We start from the raw sequence: 14,589 nt of genomic DNA on the forward strand, positions 1-14,589 counted from the left end.
GCAAGCCCTGGTTGCTAGTAGCGGCCAGGGCTTATGCGTGGCCCTAATTTTACCGTAACCTGCCAGCTACTGATGAGGTACATGCTCTATCTATTCACCCGTAACCCCCTACGGCCATGAGCATGAGCAAAAAACAAACCGACCTGACCAGCGAGCAAACCTCGGTTAATCCGGCTGCGAATACCAAGAAGAAAAGCACCCAGGTGCAGAACCCCAACGTGAGCAACGTATCGGCGCACGGCAATACCACCGACGGCAACTCCAGTGGCAATGAGCCCCGCAAAACCACGCCCATTCGCAACAATCCGCAGGGCAACCAGCCCATGTCGGTAGATGGTAACCAGCGAGGACCGGGCAAAAAGGCTGACTAAGTAACCTCCCAGCGGAGTGTTTACAGCGGACTTTTCGCAAGTAAACAGTAGGTGAATAGAGCGTAAGAGTTCGGTTTGCCTACTGTTTAGCTTGCGAAAAGTCCGCTCCTTTTTTACAACCCTACGGGTACTGGCTGGGTAAAAGAAGGCAGATTGTTCACGTACTCTTAGCCTCTACTGCCATGTCTAAGCATAAAAAAGATTCCCCAGCCTCGAATCAAAAAAGCGACTCGGCCATGGGCCCCGATGCCCTGCAGCACGCTCCCTCAGTTGACCCCGATACGCGCGGACAGTCCGGCGGTACTCAGGTGCAAAACGACAACCAGAACGGCCTCAATGAGGCGGGCAACCACACCCGGAATAATGCGCCCGGCGGTGGCGACAGTGAGCAGGAGCGGACCACGCAAGCAAATAAGCCTCGCCACAACCCGAACCCCAGCCAGCAAAAGCAGAAATAATTACGAGTACAAACCAAACGGCCTTCCTGATATACTTCAGGAAGGCCGTTTGGTGTATAAGAGCGTAAGCGCGTAATGGCGCTACGGAATTACTTTAAGTCGTACTACGCGGGTGTCTACGTCGCCCTTATCAAAGAAGTCCTGCTCAAAGAGAATGGTTTTGTTGTCGAGCCAGCGGGGCTGCGTGCACCCCCATTCTGTTTGTCGCTCCCACAGCAAATGGGGCACCCCATCATTCATAGACCAGAGTTGCAGACCGCTGGGCTCGAAACGGGCGAGGACGTCGGAGTTGCCGCACACAAAATGCTGCCCATCGGGCGCAATAACGGGTGGGGCCATGAGTTGGGTGCGGTGGCCTGTGCGCTGGTCAATCAGCATATAGTAGCCGCCTTCGTACAGGTGCACCGATACCAGCCACTGCTTTATCTCGGGAAGAGTGGCTAGGTATTCGTAGGCAACGTTACGCTCATCTTCTACCGGGTTGTTTACCAAACGAACTTCCCGGCTGGCTGTGGGGCGTAGGTACAAAGCTCGGCCTTTCCGAAATACTCGCGGCCCAGCCTTCAGTAGCCGCCGCTTTTCCTCAGCGGCAAAGTCCAGAAACGACTCTTCTTCGGCTGCCGAGGCCGCTTGCGGCAAAACCCAGTGCGGGCTGGGCAGCCGTTCATACACGGGCCGGGCCGCCGGGTAAATGCGCAGCACGCGGCCGGGCACTTGCACCAGCGTATCCAGATGCTCGAGGCGGTAGATGCGTGGGGGCTTTGGCGCGGGTAGTGGCGGTACTGCAATGCCCGGGCGCGGCTTCTCAGCCGGTTGCATCCGCAGTGAACAAGCCGGCAAAGCCATGGCTAGCGGCAACACGGCCGCCACGGTACGAAACCGAAACATGATAGGGGTAGGCTTGATTCGAAATGCGCGAGGTCTGGTGGACAAAGAGCGAAAAAGAAAACGCGTGCAGGGAGTTCCGCCAAGCACTGATTATGCGAAATATTCTGGGGTGAAAAGCGCGGAGGCTGCGTAAGAAGGCAAGTGACTAGCTGATCGGCAAGCAAGGCTCTGAAAAGGGTATTACCTTAAAAATCCTGTTTCAGCCACTGCTTAAAGCTAGCCTGTTGCTCGGGGGTAGGGGCGGCCAGTTTTTCTACCGTTACCTTCTGCCAGAACCGGTGGGCCGGATCTGCTACCAACGGAACAGTTAGCAAACGATTCTGCCGGAATACGGTGATTTCGTGGTGGTCGGCGCCGTCGCTGAGCAGGTTTTGCAGGTTCATATCCACGCGCCGGCCATTTACGGCTATAACCTCATCGTCAACCGTCAGGCTAAGCGCCGCGGGCGAATCGGGCAGAATATCCGTGACTTCCGTGCGTTCGTTTTTCACTACCGTCCGGAAGCCATACGTACCCTCCGAAACCGACAAATTTTCGTCGAGGCGAAGACGACAGCCCACAAAGCCTAACACCCGGTTCAAGGGTTCTTCCAGTGGGGCCGTGCCGTAAATGAACTTGTCGAAATAGGCCTGCATGTCGCGCCCGGCCACTTCCTTCACGATGCGGAGGTAGTCTTCCTCGGTGTAGCCCACGCCGGTTTTTCCGAACTCTTCCCACAGCCGTTGCATCACGTCATCGAGGCTGCGCTTGTTGCCGGAAAGCTGGCGCAGCGTTAAATCCAGCAGCAAAGCCACCAGCGCGCCTTTGTGGTACACCGACACCTTGCGGTCGGGGATGCCGGGTTTGTAGCCATCGAGCCAGAGGTCCATGCTAGCATCGGCCACGGAGAGGTGGTAGCGGCCGTAGTCGTCGTAGTGCTTGCGCAACACCGTGTTCAACTCCTGGAAATACTGCTCCGTAGTACGGACCCCAGCGCGGGCCAGCAGGTACTCACCGTAATACGTGGTGATGCCTTCCGCAATAAAGCAGGTGCGGAAGTAGTTTTCCCGGGCGTAATCATAGGGCTGCATTTCGGCGGGCCGGATGCTCTTGATGTTCCAGGCATGGAACAGCTCATGACAGCTTACCCCCAGAAACTCCTTATAGAGTCCTTCCGTCATCAGCAACTCGGCCGGGCCCAGGGTAATGACCGTGGAGTTCAAGTGCTCCACGCCGTGGTAGTGCTTATAGGGCAGAATCTGATTCAGGAAGTGGTAATCCTGGGCCGGGAACGAGCCGAACAAAGCCAGCTGCTCGGCGCTAAACGCTCGAAAATCCTCTACCACGCGCTTCCAGTCCACGGGGCAGTCACCCTGAATCCAGATGTAAAAGGGCAACCCATTTACCTCGTAGTTACGATACTGCAGGGTAGGGCTGGCAATGAGGGGCGAGTCGGCGAGATGGTCGAAGCTCTGCGCTTGCAACGTGTTGGGGCCACTTTGGGGGAGGCCGCAAGCAATTTGCCAGCCTTCCGGCAGGTCTAGCAATAGTTGACAGGTTTCCTGCTGCCGGCCCTCCACGTACATAAAGCCCTGCACGGGATTCAGGTAGAGCTGGCCTTCGTCGAGCCAGGAGCCGCCGGCGTCCATTTGGTGGGCGTAAAAGTTGTAGCGCACCCGCACGGTGCGGCCGGCGGCCTCTGCTACCTGCCACCGGTCTTTGGTGATTTTGCGGGAAGAAAGGGCTTCGCCGGAGGCTGCATCTTCAATGACTACGTGCTGAAGCTTCTGGGCGAAGTTCTGCAGCTCATACCGTCCGGGCCGCCACGCTGGCAGCTGTAGTTCCAACTCCGAAGTAGCGTCTTGGGCTACCTCAAAGGTCATCTGAATTTGAACGTAGAAGGTAAGCGGGTTCTCGAACGAGACGTGGTAGTGAATCATGGAAGCGCGGACGGCGGCAAGGGCCGGTAAACCTGAACGTAAAGCTACGAATTTGCGGGGCGGATACCCGTGGTTTTCATACGGCTGCAGGCGGAAAACAACCAGCATTCCGTGAGGCCATTTCCGGTAAAATCCACTTAGTCAGAAAGGAAAAAGCGCGGGAAAGCATTGTCTTTTCCGATTCAACCCCTTACCTTTGCCGGCCTTACCTGTTACTGAGTCACTTAACAATACCATGAAACGTACTTTTCAGCCCTCGCAGCGCAAGCGCCGCAACAAGCACGGATTCCGCTCGCGCATGGAGTCCGCTAACGGCCGCAGCGTAATCGCTCGTCGTCGTGCCAAAGGCCGCAAGCGCCTGACCGTATCCGACGAAGGTCGTCATAAGCGCTAAGCCGCTGCCGGCTTCTGTGCAGTCGCCGCTCTCTGAGTCTGAGTCCATGGATTCTATGCCGGGCGGGCGCTCCTATTCGTTTCCGAAAGAAGAACATCTGTGTCGCAAAAAGCTCATTGAAGAGCTTTTCGGCCGGGGTTCTTCTTTTGGTTTATACCCCTTGCGGCTGATCTGGTTGCCCACGGAAACACCTACTACCGCGCCGCCACAGGTGCTGGTCAGCGTAAGTAAGCGCAGCTTCAAGCGCGCCGTTGACCGCAACTACCTTAAGCGCCTGCTGCGCGAGGCTTACCGGCTTAACAAATACCGGCTGCTGGAAGCCGAAGGAGGCCACTGCCTCGGGCGATTGGCGATTATCTACACGGGTAAGGAAAAAAAGCCTTTCACGCTGGTTGAAAAAAAATTAATTTCAGGGCTAGAGCGTTTGCTCACCGAAGCCGGTGCAACTCCTTCGCGAGTCGCCGGTTCTTAGGTACAAATGACTTGTCCTCCGGCTGTTCATGGTAGAAACAGCAAGCCGGAAGCGAGGCACACTGTAGGGTCGTTTAGTTGATTTCAGCCCCGTATATGCGTAAAAAATCCTTGGCAGCTGTTGCCCTGCTTGGCGGCGCTGCGCTGCTCGTATCCTTCCGCCCGGCCTCTGACAACGAGCGGTATTTCGAAATTGCTAAGAACCTCGACATTTTCGCTACCCTCTTCAAGGAGGTGAATACCTACTATGTTGATGAGGTGCCGCCGGCTAAGCTGGTGAAAACCGGGATTGACGCCATGCTCAAGTCCCTAGACCCCTACACCAACTATATTCCTGAGGACGATATTGAGGACTTTCGCACCATGACCACAGGCCAGTACGGCGGGATTGGGGCGGTAGTCGTGAAGCGTAGCGGCAGAACGGTAGTGCAGGCAGCTTACGAGGGCTATCCTGCCCAAAAGGCGGGTCTGCTGCCCGGTGATGAAATTCTGAGCATCAACGGCGTGACGGTGGAGAAGAAGTCCAACTCCGATATCAGCAAGCTGCTCAAGGGCCAGGCTAACTCCCAGGTGAAGCTGATGGTGACGCGCTACGGCCAAGAAGCCCCGGTGGAAGTCAACATTACCCGCGACAAAATTCAGGTCGACAATGTACCGTACTACGGCATGCTGACGCCCGAAATTGGCTACTTTCAGCTCTCGGGTTTTACCGTGGATGCAGGTAAGGAAGTGCGCTTAGCGGTAGCCAAGCTCAAGGAGCAAGGCGCCAAAAAGCTCGTCTTTGATATTCGGGACAACCCCGGCGGCTTGCTTAACGAGGCTGTGAATATCTCCAACCTGTTTGTGGACAAGGGCAAAGACATCGTGAGCACCAAAGGCAAGGTATCCGACTGGAACAAAACCTATAAAGCCTTGGATGCGCCGTTGGATACCCAAATTCCGATGGTGGTCATCACCAGCAACCGCTCTGCCTCGGCTTCGGAAATTGTTTCGGGCGTGCTACAGGACTACGACCGGGCCGTGCTGGTGGGGGAGCGGACCTTCGGCAAGGGGCTGGTGCAAGCCACCCGACCCCTGAGCTACAACTCCCAGCTGAAAGTAACCACTGCTAAGTACTATATCCCCAGCGGCCGGTGCATTCAGGAAATCGACTACACCCACCGCGCCGATGATGGCACCTTGGGTAAAGTGCCCGACTCCTTGCGCACAGCCTTCAAAACCGTGGCCGGTCGCACCGTATACGACGGCGGCGGCGTAGCGCCCGACGTGGAAGTGCAGGACCGCGAAATAGCCGACATCACCCGCGTGCTGCTCCAGAAAAGCTACCTCTTCGACTACGCTACCCGCTACCGCGCCGAGCACCCGACCATTGCCGCTGCGCGCCAGTTCAAGCTCACCGACGCCGACTACCAGAAGTTCATAGACTACCTCAAAGGCAAGGACATCAGCTACAGCACCGACGCGGAAAAGGCGTTGGCTGACCTCACCAAAAAAGTAAAGGAGGAAAAGCACTACGAGGATGTGAAAACCGAGCTAGAAGGCATGCGCAAAAAGGTGACGACCAACAAGGCCAACGACCTGATGCGCTTCAAGCCAGAAATTCGGGAGTTGCTGGAGCAGGAAATTGTGTCGCGTTACTACTTCCAGAAGGGCAGCGTAGAAGCCAGCTTCGACGATGACCCCAACATCCTGATGGCCCTGAACGTGCTCAATGACCAGCCGCGCTACTCAGCTTTGCTAAAGCCCGGCACCGTAGAAGCCAAAACCCGCCCTGAAGCCAAGCGCAGCACGGCTGGCGGCAAATAGGTGTCTTGGAATTGTAAATAGAAAAAGCAGCCTCATCTTGGGGCTGCTTTTTCTATGTTATGTTGAAGTAAGATGAACGACGTTGTACTACGTGCCAAACATTGGCAGGTATTCTTGTGCTTGCTTATTCCTCACTTTCTATCCTGGTACACGGAAGACCTCTTTCTGGATAGTGTGCTGGATTTTTTGGGCGCCTTCTCCTTAATAGTATGGTTGATCCTGCAGTCGAATGAGTTGATGCGGCTTCGTCCTAAGCAGGAAGGGTATAATATGAACTGGTTTCTATTCGATGCCTTTCTAGTCCTGGGCGCATGGGGCTACAGCGTAGCAACCGAAGATCCTCACTTTCATATCTCAACAACGAGTTGGCATGCCGATGGGGTTGGTGGTTTGATCTTCTTTTATGTTGCCTTTGCCTACTTACACATGCATTGGTTTCCTGGCTCCCTGCTTTATGCTAGTCAAACAGGCCGCCGTCCTGATGCTGCTCAAGCTGTAAAAGGCTTTCTGCTTTGCTTTTTCTGGCCAGTCGGAGTGTGGTTTATACAGCCCCGCCTGAATAAGCTATGGGAAGAGAAGCAGTGGGAAGAGCGTGCCTTGCGGCGGATAGGCGCTGATGAGCAAGCACTGTAGTACGCTTCCCAAGAGCCGCCGTACCTTTGTCTTATGCCTACCTTGCTGCTCTCCTTGGAAACGTCCTCGCCAGTTTGCTCCGTTGCCTTGCACCGCGTGGCGGATGGTACATTGGTCGGACAATCGGAACTGCGTCTGGAAAAGTCGCACTCCTCGCACCTGAGTGTGCTCGTGAACCAGCTGCTGGAAAATACCCTGCACACCCTGCAGGATGTGGCAGCAGTGGCCGTTTCCGACGGGCCGGGCTCCTACACCGGGCTGCGCATTGGGGCGGCGGCGGCCAAGGGGCTATGCTATGCCCTGGATATTCCGCTACTGGCCGTGAGCACCTTGCAAAGCCTGGCGCACCAAGTAGCTACGTACACCGCCCAGCCCGAGCAGTACCTATACTGCCCCATGCTGGATGCCCGCCGGATGGAAGTGTACACGGCCCTCTACCGCCACGATGGCGCCGAGGTACTGGCACCTACCCCCTTGGTGCTAGACGAAACCGCCTTGGCCGAACATTTAGCCCACCACTCCTTGTTGTTCTTTGGTAGCGGAGCCACGAAATTTCATCCGCTGGTGGCTAACAATGCCCGAGCTGGTTTCTTGCCAGGCATTGAGCCCTCAGCCATAGCGGTAGGCGCCCTGGGAGTAGCGGCTTACCAGCGCCAGGAGTTTCAGAACGTAGCTTACTATGAGCCGTTTTATTTGAAGGAAGTCTATACCACAACTCCAAAGAACAAAGCCGGCTCGTAGAGGTACCACTACGCTGTTGCAATCATAGGGAACGACATCTTACTAATTCGCTGCTGCTGCGGCGCTGAGCATGGAAGAATTTATCAACCGCGTGGCGCAAAGCGCCCTTACTACCCTTAATCTCGAAGAGTTTATTCACCCAGGGGAGCGGGTGGTATATGATATCAAGGAAAATCTGTTTCATGGGCTGATGCTTCGCGAAAAGGATTTCCGCGAGTTTATCAAAACCCACGACTGGAGCCAGTACGACGGAAAGAACGTAGCTATTATCTGTTCCGCTGACGCTATTGTGCCCACGTGGGCCTATATGTTGCTGGCAACCAAGCTGCAAAAGCACGCGCATCGCTACGTATTTGGTAACCTAGAGGCCTTGGAGCAGGAGCTATTCCACGAGGCCATTGCGGCCATCGACGTGGAGCAGTACCACGACGCAAAAGTGGTAGTAAAAGGCTGCGGCGAAAAACCCGTGCCAACTTACGCCTACGTGGCCATCATGCAGAAGCTGCTACCCGTTGTCAGCAGCGTTATGTACGGGGAGCCGTGCAGTACTGTGCCGCTATACAAGCGCCCGAAAGTGTAGCCTCGGCTTACGCGAAGTTTAGCGGTTGATTTTTACTGAAAAGAGCCCATTTGCCCGGCAAGTGGGCTCTTTTCATGTTACTTCTATACCAACTTAGCCTTGCAATCTGGATGTAGAAGTAAGCGACACTTCAACGGAAGCACTTACCGCCCGCGGTGGGGTGGAAGTTACGGACGCTAAAGGGTAGCTGTATGCTTGGCAGGTATGGGCCAGTTATGCAGCGGAACGCAGCACTTTCGCAGTGGCTAAAACTCAGGCTGCGAACTGATGCAGGGGGCACATTGTGCATCTTTGGCTTCTTAACCCTGCTCATATGCCCGCACCCAATCCTTCTGGCTCATATAAAATCAGTGTTATGACGGGCATAGCCATTGTAGTGGCTAGTATGGTAGGTACTGGCGTGTTCACTAGCCTCGGCTTTCAGGTGCTGGACATCAAGAGTGGTTTTGCGCTGCTGATGCTGTGGGCCGTAGGGGGCATTATTGCCCTGTGCGGGGCCTTGAGCTATGGGGAGCTAGCAGCCGCTATGCCCCGCTCCGGCGGCGAGTACCACTACCTCTCGCGTATTTATCACCCGGCGCTGGGGTTTCTATCGGGCTGGGTTTCGGCTACGGTAGGGTTTGCCGCGCCTACCGCCTTGGCAGCCATGGCCCTGGGCCGTTACGCTCAAAGCGTATGGCCTACGGTTTCGCCTTCCGCTTTGTCAGTAGTTGTCGTGCTCATATTAGCGACGGTGCACATAACGAGCCGACGGGCCGGGAGTCGCTTGCAGGTAGTTATAACGACCATAAAAGTGTTGGTGTTGGCTGGGTTTATTGGGGTAGGCCTGCTGGTGGCCCAGCCTCAGCCCCTGCACTTTGCGCCTCATGGGGCCGCCGACTGGCAGCAGCTGCTAAGCCCGGCTTTTGCCGTATCGTTGGTGTATGTGTCCTATGCTTATTCAGGCTGGAACGCGGCCGTTTACCTTACGGGCGAAGTAGAGCAACCCCAGCGTAATCTGCCCCGCATCTTGTTGCTCGGTACCAGCCTCGTACTCCTTTTATATGTAGGGCTGAATTTCGTTTTTCTCTACTCAACTCCTCTGTCCAAGATTAGTGGCCAGCTCGAAGTCGGTTTTGTTGTGGCTAGCCACTTATTCGGGGACACTGCGGGCCGACTTATGGGCGGAGCCATTGCCGTTCTGTTAGTATCTACGGTAAGCTCCATGATATTTGCCGGTCCGCGTATTGTGCAGGTGATGGGGGAGGACCTACCCGCACTTCGGCCACTGGCCCAGTTAAGCTCGGCGGGTATTCCGGTGCGAGCTACCCTGTTTCAGACCGCCTTAACCATTCTCTTTATTCTGACGGCCACTTTCGAGCAAGTGCTGCTGTACGCTGGCTTTGTTCTGAGCCTGTTTACGTTTCTGACGGTGCTAGGCCTGTTCATTCTGCGGTGGCGCCAGCCCGCGCTGTCCCGGCCTTACCGGGCCTGGGGCTACCCCGTTACGCCCCTGCTGTTTCTGCTACTCAATGGCTGGACGCTCCGTTTCATTGCCCAGCGCAACCCCAAGAGACGGTATACGGAGTAGCCACGTTGGCCGTAGGACTGGTGCTATACTTCGTGGGAAAGCGCTTTTCAGCTCAACCCCAACCCGCTTCCCGGCCGTAAGCTGAGTTTTATACGGTATGGAAACACGCCCGCCCCTAGCAGCTCCTGGCTGGAAGCAGAAAGCCTACAGCGTCATTTTTGAAGCCGATACGCCCGCCGGACGAACCTTCGATATTGCGCTGCTGTGGGCTATTTTGCTGAGTGTAGTCGTGGTCATGCTCGAGAGCGTGCGGAGCATCAATGCCCAGTATGGCCCCTACCTTCGGGCGGTGGAATGGGCTTTCACCGTGCTGTTCCTAATCGAATACATTGCCCGTTTAGTGGTAGTGCGCCGCCCGCTCACCTATGCCCTGAGTCTGTTGGGCATCATCGATTTTCTGTCGATTGCGCCTACCCTGGTTAGTCTGGTGCTGCCAGGAAGCCAATACCTACTGACGATCCGCACGTTGCGGCTACTGCGTGTATTCCGCATTTTTAAGTTAGGCCGCTTCGTGGGCGAAGGAGAATTTATTGTACGGGCCCTCAAAGCCAGCCGCTTTAAAATTTTGGTATTCCTGACGGCTGTCTTGACACTGGTAGTCGTGATAGGTACCCTGATGTACGTGGTTGAAGGCGGTCAAAATGGCTTTACCAGTATTCCAAAGAGCATTTATTGGGCTATTGTTACGCTTACAACCGTGGGCTACGGCGACATTTCACCCGTAACGGTGCTCGGGCAAAGCTTGGCCTCTGTGCTCATGATTCTGGGCTATGCCATTATTGCCGTGCCCACAGGGATTGTATCGGCCCAGATGGCAACGCCGGCTGCTCCAGCTTCTTCGCCGCCTACTTACAAGCAGGTTATTTGCCATGTGTGCCAAGCCACGGAACACCGGCCCGAGGCAGAATACTGCTGGCGGTGCGGAGAGAAGCTTTAGGTGTAGAAAGCTCCGCCCTACATTTTCTACCTTTCGGCCCTTTCCAACTCCTAGCACCTATGCGTTTTTCCGTCACCCGGCTTATCATGCCGGCTATGCTGGCCGTTTTGGCTTCCTGCTCCGATAAAAAACCAAGCACCACTGAGCAGCCAGCCGCTACCCCCACCGATACGGTTGCAACCCTACCAGCTGCCCCCAAACCCGCTGCCTCCGACACTTCCGCTACCCACGATGTGGCCGCCTACCTAGCAGGACTGCCTACCAGCCGCGCTGGCAACTTGCGGCCCTCACAGCCCAGCCCGCCTGGCAGGCCTACGCCGCCGACGCCGCCCAGAGCTGGACCAACTACCACACTACCCGCACGGCCAAAATTGAAGCTTGGGCTCAAACGGAGCTGGACTCGGTGCGGGCCACCAGTCCTACCATCTTCTACCCCTTCAGCGGCCCCGATTTTCTCAACGTCACGACGATGTTTCCCGGTAGCCAGACCTACGTACTGATGGGTCTGGAGCCCGTTGGTACCGTGCCGCGCCCTACTACCCTAGAAAATCCCAAGCTGTTCACAGCCCTGAAAGCGTCGCTTTGGTCGGTGCTCAACTTCAGCTTTTTCCGCACGAATGACATGGCCGTTGATCTGAAGTCGGTTGAACTCGACGGAGCCTTGCCGCTGCTGATGCTGTTCGCCACGCGTACTAATCACCAAGTAGAAGCTGTGCGCTATATCCAGCTCACTCCGGAGGGCGAGGTAGTAGAAGCCGACACCGCTACGATTCGACGGCCTGGTTTAAAAGTGGTACCCGGGGTTGAAGTACAGCTGCGTACTGCGCAGGGCCAGCCGAAAAAGGTGGTCTACCTCTCCGCCGACCTCAGCGACTGGAAGCTAGGAGTTACCAAGGAAGCCGCCCTCAAATACGTCCAAACGCTAGGGCCGCTCACCACCTACGTAAAGTCGGCTACGTATCTGATGCACAAGCCTTACTTCAGCAAAGTCCGCAATCTGATTTTAGCGCGCAGCAACTACGTGCTCCAGGACGATTCAGGCATTGCCATGAAGTACTTCCGTCCTGCCACCGATTGGCAGTTTACCTTCTACGGGACCTATAAGCGTCCTATCAACCTCTTCGCCAAACACTACCAGCCCGAACTGACGACTGCCTACACCGACTCAGCCAACCGCCCGCGCCCCCTACCGTTTGGCACGGGCTACAACTGGCGTCAAAACGATTCCAACCTTTTGCTAGCCCAGCGGACAATCACTGTTCAATAACTCATTATAAAATCAGCAACCGGCGAGCCGTATCATATAGATGCGGCTCGCCGGTTGCGTTAAAGCACACATGACAGGTACTGCTTGGGGTAGGGGAGAGGTCTTTTGCTACCTTATTATATGATGCACATCATTCTCATTCCCATCATAGCCGCATTATTGCGCTTCACATCCAATGAGGACCAGCATTCTGTATTGCCTCTGCCCGCTGTAACTCCAGTTGCGAACAGCCGCTTGCTAGATAGTTTGCTGAACTCCGATTCGCGTCTGCGGCCAGTGGTACAGCGCGCCGCCAACTACGAGTTGCAGATCATTTACACACAAATAAACCGAGATGCTCAACAGCGGCCTCATTTCGTTCAGCACAACTTTCGCCTTGATGCCGGCCGGTATTTCAATCCGGCCAGTCTAGTTAAGCTACCCACCGCCGCTTTAGCTCTCGAAAAGTTAAATCAACTGCAGCAACCGGGCTTGTCTCGTCGCTCCCCAATGGCCACCGGCGTGGGCTTTCGTTGCCAGACGGCTGCTCCTTATATAGTGTCTCCTGATTCTGACCGCATCAATACTGTCGGCAATTACATCAAGCGCATGCTACTGGTGAGTGATAATCAGGCCTATAATCGATTATATGAATTTCTGGGGCAGGGCCCGCTCAATGCTCGTCTCCGCCAGCTAGGGTATCCTGATGCTCGAATTGTCCGACGCTTTGCCCCCTGTGATACCGCAGCCAATCGATACACCAATCCTATTGAGTTTCGAAACCCAAATACGGGCCAAGTATGCTACCAGCAGCCGCCTACAGTGAATCGAGTTCCGTTGACGCATCCGTTAGGCCGCGTAATGAAAGGCCGCGCCTATCAGGCCGGGGGCCGCATCATCCCGCAACCATACGATTTTACCACTGCCAATTACCTGCCGTTGCAAGATGTTACGGATATGCTCAAGGTCATCTTGTTTCCGGAAGCAGTACTCGCTCAACGGCGTTTCAACCTCACCACCACCGATTATGCCTTTCTGCGCTATTACCTCCACCACACTCCGCACAGTTCAGGCTACACTGCTTACAGAGCTCCAAGCTATTTCGACGCATACAAGAAGTACCTCTACTACGGTCGAAGCAGAAACACCAAGGCTGACGCAGGTTTACACATGTACAACGTAGTAGGCATGTCACATGGCTACCTCGCCGACGTTGCGTACTTCGCTGACTCTACCCAGCATACAGAGTTCATGCTTAGCGCCGTCTTGTATGTGAATAAGGATGGCGTAATCAATGATGGGGCCTACGAGTATGAGTCCATTGGTTTACCCTTCTTAGCAGCCCTCGGTCAGGTGGTCAGTCAGTATGAAGCTTCGCGTGCACGACCAATACTCCCTCTCTTGAATGAATCCTTTCCTCAAAAGCAGGTAAGATGAGAGCAAGCCAGTAAAATGTAATACAGATGCTTGGTAGCAAACAATTGATAATCTGCAGGAAACGCTCGCGAGGCGTTCAACGAAGCAAATTTTAACGAAAAAAGTGTGGGCAGGGTTTGGAGAACTGAATTTGAAGCGCCACTTTTGCACTCCCAAACCGAAACGCGGGAGGGCTTGAGCGAACACGCGGTGCGACTTGCTTTGGTACGAAGACAGTAACCGATGGGACGGGTAGGAAACGGATGAAAAAAAAGTTTTCTGCTAGGCTTGCAACATTGACACGGACAGCGCTACCTTTGCACCCCGATTCAACCGGAAGCGGGCCCGGGAAGACGAAAAAAACTTTCGCTACTTCCTTGCAAAAGCCAACTAGTTGGTGGTACCTTTGCACCCCGCTTTCGAACGAGAAACCGGGTTCTGAGAAAGCAGGCTGCGAAAAACGAAAAAAGTTTTTCCGCTGTGAACTTGGAAAAAGGAAAACGGGTTGTACCTTTGCAGCCCGCTTCAACCGGAAGCTGGCGCGAGAAAAAGAAAGCCGCTCGCTTCGAGAAAAAAAGTTTTTCGAAACGGTTGCGAAATAAAAACTAGGTGTTACCTTTGCAACCCGCTTCGAACGGAAGCTAGCTTGCTTAACACACTCGGCCTCTTTCTAGAGGCGCACGGTTAGACCCAACAGGGGTCTGGCACACGTTCTTTGAATGATTGGAAAAGACAACAAATAGGTAGGCGGTTGGCCTTCTACTTCTCTTTCGGGAGAAGAAGTAGACACGCCGTCATATACTACGCGTACAAGAAGACAGAGCACCACAGCTCGTCAAGAGTACGAGTCGGATCAGCACTTGACATCAGCTAGTCTTCGGGCTAGTGCAGTAATTTATACAATGGAGAGTTTGATCCTGGCTCAGGATGAACGCTAGCGGCAGGCCTAATACATGCAAGTCGAACGGGTGGTAGCAATACCACTAGTGGCGCACGGGTGCGTAACGCGTAACCAACCTGCCCAGATCTGGGGGATAGCCCGCCGAAAGGCGGATTAATACCGCATAAGCCCACAACATGGCATCATGTAATGGGTAAAGATTTATCGGATCTGGATGGGGTTGCGTAGCATTAGCTAGTTGGCGGGGTAATGGCCCAC

General features: G+C 54.9%; 14 protein-coding genes and 1 rRNA gene (1 of these 15 only partly in view). 13 read left to right on the forward strand and 2 right to left on the reverse strand.

The window, feature by feature from the left end:
• Positions 1-122: 122 nt before the first annotated feature.
• Positions 123-371 (forward strand): hypothetical protein, encoded by a 249-nt coding sequence (locus tag MUN84_RS14415; RefSeq protein WP_244694710.1) that lies wholly within the window; start codon positions 123-125, stop codon positions 369-371.
• Positions 372-553: 182 nt separating this feature from the next.
• Positions 554-829, forward strand: coding sequence for a hypothetical protein (locus tag MUN84_RS14420; protein WP_244694711.1), 276 nt, complete (start codon positions 554-556; stop codon positions 827-829).
• An 81-nt stretch (positions 830-910) separates the two neighbouring features.
• On the opposite strand, the gene MUN84_RS14425 is transcribed toward MUN84_RS14420, so the two are convergent.
• Together MUN84_RS14425 and MUN84_RS14430 are read right to left on the reverse strand one after the other, a co-directional pair.
• Positions 911-1,717 carry a hypothetical protein gene (locus MUN84_RS14425; protein ID WP_244694712.1) on the reverse strand — a complete coding sequence of 269 codons (807 nt, stop codon included), beginning with the start codon at positions 1,715-1,717 and terminating at the stop codon, positions 911-913.
• Between the two features lie 185 nt (positions 1,718-1,902).
• A complete protein-coding gene (locus tag MUN84_RS14430) occupies positions 1,903-3,636 on the reverse strand; it encodes a M61 family metallopeptidase (protein WP_244694713.1) in 1,734 nt (577 codons plus the stop codon).
• Positions 3,637-3,871: 235 nt separating this feature from the next.
• Between MUN84_RS14430 and rpmH the strand changes: the two genes are divergently transcribed.
• From rpmH to MUN84_RS14485, 11 genes are all read left to right on the forward strand, one after another.
• Positions 3,872-4,030, forward strand: a complete 159-nt coding sequence (rpmH, locus tag MUN84_RS14435) for a 50S ribosomal protein L34 (RefSeq protein WP_088845492.1) — start codon at positions 3,872-3,874, stop codon at positions 4,028-4,030.
• 46 nt (positions 4,031-4,076) lie between these two features.
• Complete coding sequence (locus tag MUN84_RS14440) at positions 4,077-4,502, forward strand: ribonuclease P protein component (protein ID WP_244694714.1); 426 nt, start codon at positions 4,077-4,079, stop codon at positions 4,500-4,502.
• A gap of 95 nt (positions 4,503-4,597) precedes the next feature.
• Positions 4,598-6,307 (forward strand): S41 family peptidase, encoded by a 1,710-nt coding sequence (locus MUN84_RS14445; RefSeq protein ID WP_244694716.1) that lies wholly within the window; start codon positions 4,598-4,600, stop codon positions 6,305-6,307.
• Between the two features lie 72 nt (positions 6,308-6,379).
• Positions 6,380-6,940: a hypothetical protein gene (locus MUN84_RS14450; RefSeq protein WP_244694718.1), complete on the forward strand. Its 561-nt coding sequence runs from the start codon at positions 6,380-6,382 to the stop codon at positions 6,938-6,940.
• A gap of 33 nt (positions 6,941-6,973) precedes the next feature.
• Positions 6,974-7,681, forward strand: a complete 708-nt coding sequence (gene tsaB / locus MUN84_RS14455; RefSeq protein WP_244694719.1) for a tRNA (adenosine(37)-N6)-threonylcarbamoyltransferase complex dimerization subunit type 1 TsaB — start codon at positions 6,974-6,976, stop codon at positions 7,679-7,681.
• Between the two features lie 70 nt (positions 7,682-7,751).
• Positions 7,752-8,261, forward strand: coding sequence for a DUF2480 family protein (locus tag MUN84_RS14460; RefSeq protein WP_188558084.1), 510 nt, complete (start codon positions 7,752-7,754; stop codon positions 8,259-8,261).
• A 313-nt stretch (positions 8,262-8,574) separates the two neighbouring features.
• Entirely contained in the window at positions 8,575-9,831 is a 1,257-nt protein-coding gene (locus tag MUN84_RS14465; protein ID WP_244694720.1) for an APC family permease, read from the forward strand.
• A 97-nt stretch (positions 9,832-9,928) separates the two neighbouring features.
• A complete protein-coding gene (locus MUN84_RS14470) occupies positions 9,929-10,768 on the forward strand; it encodes an ion transporter (RefSeq protein WP_244694721.1) in 840 nt (279 codons plus the stop codon).
• Between the two features lie 403 nt (positions 10,769-11,171).
• The gene (locus tag MUN84_RS14475; protein ID WP_244694722.1) at positions 11,172-12,035 is read left to right on the forward strand and encodes a hypothetical protein; all 864 of its coding nucleotides are present in this window, start codon (positions 11,172-11,174) and stop codon (positions 12,033-12,035) included.
• A 120-nt stretch (positions 12,036-12,155) separates the two neighbouring features.
• A complete protein-coding gene (locus MUN84_RS14480; RefSeq protein WP_244694723.1) occupies positions 12,156-13,451 on the forward strand; it encodes a serine hydrolase in 1,296 nt (431 codons plus the stop codon).
• Positions 13,452-14,329: 878 nt separating this feature from the next.
• Positions 14,330-14,589 (forward strand): 16S ribosomal RNA (locus MUN84_RS14485); it runs 1,255 nt beyond the window's last position.

It is taken from the genome of Hymenobacter sp. 5516J-16 (genome assembly GCF_022919335.1).
Taxonomy (GTDB): Bacteria; Bacteroidota; Bacteroidia; order Cytophagales; family Hymenobacteraceae; genus Hymenobacter; species Hymenobacter sublimis.